Raw genomic sequence first — 3,054 nt, 5'->3', positions numbered from 1 at the left:
CCTCGCCCCCCTCGACATCTCCCCCCTCGACATCTCCCCCCTCGACATCGTCAGGGCGGTGGGTGCCGCCGGGCCGCGCCTCGAACTCCGGGCCGGCCTGCATCGCCGCCCAGACGGCGGCGTCGGTGGGCTCGCCGTCGAAACCCAGCCCGTCCTGCGTCGCCTCGACCGTGATGGTCATCGTGATCCCTCCCATCGCCCGTGCAGTGCCTGGTCTTTCGGCCACCGACCGGACCTCATGCCCGGTCACCCGACTGCCACCGCTGCGCCCCCTGACGGATCAGATCCGCCATGTCCGGGGTGCCGACGAAGGTGAAGTCGGACAGGCGCTGCAGCACCCGTCCATCCGGGGTGTGGGCGGTCACGGTCACCGTGACCGTCATCGGGCCGGGTCGGACGTCGTCGACGACCACGATGAACGTCTCGTTGGCCGGCAGCGGAGCGAAGAACTCCGCGTGCCCGATCTCGATCGGCAGGGCGCCCACCTCGTTCAGGGTCCACCGGGCGAGCACGCTCCCGGCCGCAGCGAGGATGTCGCACAGGACCGGGCGGTGCAGCGCGCCCGCGAACGCGCCGCCGGCGAAGGGCAGTTCCGGCAGGCGGCATTCAGCCACCAGACGGCCCGGCTCCCGCACGAGCAGGCGCCGGATGCCCCGCATCAACGGCCCGTGGATGAGCAGCCCGTCGGTGTAGACCCAGGCCGCGTCCTCGCCCTGCTCGCCGAGCCGGTAACCATCGGCGGGCCAGCCCGGGGCGGTCGGGGCGGCCTTGCCAACCTCGGCGACCTTGCCGACCTTGCCGACCTCGGCGACCTCGGCGACCTTGCCGACCTCGGCGACCTCGGCGACCTCGGCGACCTTGCCGACCTTGCCGACCTCGGCGAGCACGAGGGTGCCCGCGTAGTGCGAGGTCGGCAACGCGCCGCCGCTGTCCCCGCGAACGGTCGCGGACACCGTCACCGGCCCGCCGTCACGCCCGTCACCGGGCCCACCGCCGGTCCCGTCGACGGGCCGCGCGTCGAGCCAGTAGTCCCGCAGGTGCGCCCCGTCGAACACGATCCCCTTGTGCACGATGAAGTTCCGGACCTCGACGACCTGACGCCCGGGCAAGGCTCGTTCGACCCCGTTGACCAACCAGCCGAGACCGGCGGTGGCGGGCAGCACCGGGGCCGGCCCGATCTGGTGCTGGTCGATGACCGTCTCGGTGTCCATAGCCGCTATCGAACGGTGCGCCACGAACGCGGCGGGCGCCGTGCCACCCACAGCCCGCGCGAGCGGAGCGGATCCACCGATGAGGACCGCGCCATCCGCGCCGTGGCCGTCGACGAGTTCCGCGACGAAGCGGCGCGCGCCCTCGTCCGGCGGCAGCAGCGTCACGCCCCGGGAGCGGAAGAGCTCCCGCAGGTCGGCCGTGACCATCCCGCCGTCCCAGGCGCCCCAGTTCAGGGCGACCACCCGGCCGGTGAGCCCGGTCCGGGCCCAGGCCGCGACCCTGGTCAGCGCCTCGTTGGCCGTGGCGTAGTCGGCCTGCCCCGGGTTACCGAAGACACCGGCGACCGAACCGAACAGCACGAGATGACGCAGCGGTGCCCCCTCCAGCGCCGTGAGCACGGAGCGCAGGCCGGCGAGCTTCGGGGTGAGCACCGACCGGATGGCCGGGACGGTCTTGTCCGTGAGCATCGCGTCGGCGAGAGCGCCGGCGCCGTGCACGACGCCGGTGACCCGGTCACGCCAGGGCGCGAGCGCCGCGGCCGTCGCCACCGGATCCGAGGCGTCCACGGCCTGGTAGTGGATCCGCGCGCCGGTCGCGGCAAGGTCACCGAGGGTGGCCCGCACCTGCCGGACGGCGATCACGGCGGCAGCCGCGGCATCGACGTCGGGCAGCCGCACCTTGCGTCCCTCGGCACGGGCCCCGGCGAGATACGCCGCCTTGAGGCCGTCATCCTCGACTCCGGCCGCCCAGCCCGGCTCCTCAACCAGATTCGTGCGTCCGAGCAGGACGAACTCGCAGGAGGCGCGGCGCGCCAGCTCCTCGACGCAGCGCGCGGTAACTCCGCGGGCTCCACCGGTCACCACCAGGACGTCATCCGGGCCCACCGGGGGCCGGAGCGTCGCCGGGGCGGTCGTCCCGGTCACCCCGGCCGCCTCAGCCACCCCGGCCGCCTCAGCCACCCCGGACGCCCCGCCCTGGACATACTCGACGGACCAGCGGCGTCCCTCGGGATCCAGACCAACCTCGACGACGTCCCGGGCGGAATCGACGGCCTCCGCCAGGACGGCCGCCGCGAAGGTGTCGTCGTCGAGCGCCGGATGGACGTCGACCGACCGGCAGACCAGCTCAGGTGCCTCGAGCGCGACGGTCTTCACCAGCCCGGTGACCCCCGCGGTGACCGCCCCGGCTATCGAGGACCCGCCCCGATGACCGAGCAGCCCGTCGACCCGCGTCACCGTGAGGAAGGCCACGCGCCGGCCCGCCGAGGCCGCCGCCCGCAGTGGTACGACGACCCCCTTCGTGGCCAGGATGGCGTCGGCGAGCCCACGCGCGGCGACGTCGAAGTCGGCCAGCCCGGTGGCGCCGATCCCGGCTCGATCGTCCTCCCCGGCGCGGTCCGGCTCGGCCCCGGATCCGGCGCCCGGTGATGCCGGAGCGCCGAGGGCGAGCAGGCAGAGGTCCAGGCGGACCGATCCGGCGACGGCCGCGAGCGCCGCCTCGACCGCGGCGCCATCCCAGCCGAGGAGGCCGGCGGCGCCGGAGCCCGCAAGGGACCCGATCGCGATCCGCTCGACCGAGATGCCGCGCTCCCTGAGGTGGCGGACCAGCGCCGCACCACCGGCGTCACCGACCTCGATCACGAGCGCGCTGGGCTGGACGCCGAAAGGCTCGTCGAGCGGGTCTACGGCCGGCAGAAGGCGCGGCACCGCGCGCAGCCGCTCGATGGGCGCCTCGGTCGGAACGGGGTGCGGCGCCGATGCAGTCGCCGTGGGCATCGACGCCGCCGTCTCAGTAGCGGTGGGCGGGGTCGACTCGGGTGCGGCGCTGGCCGGCGCGGTCAGG

2 protein-coding genes are annotated in these 3,054 nt (G+C 74.7%); both read right to left on the bottom strand.

Features of this window, described 5'->3' with window-relative positions:
* Window positions 1-181 (bottom strand): hypothetical protein (locus AC08OO_RS23130; protein WP_476619091.1); only part of this gene is annotated, 181 nt, incomplete at its 3' end.
* A 55-nt stretch (window positions 182-236) separates the two neighbouring features.
* The coding region (locus AC08OO_RS23125; RefSeq protein WP_476619090.1) for a KR domain-containing protein at window positions 237-3,054 on the bottom strand (2,818 nt) is incomplete at its 5' end.

Source organism: Frankia sp. CeCAU1 (genome assembly GCF_977971845.1).
Note: the sequence above shows the minus strand (reverse complement) of the source record. Positions and strands in the feature narration are given on the sequence as shown.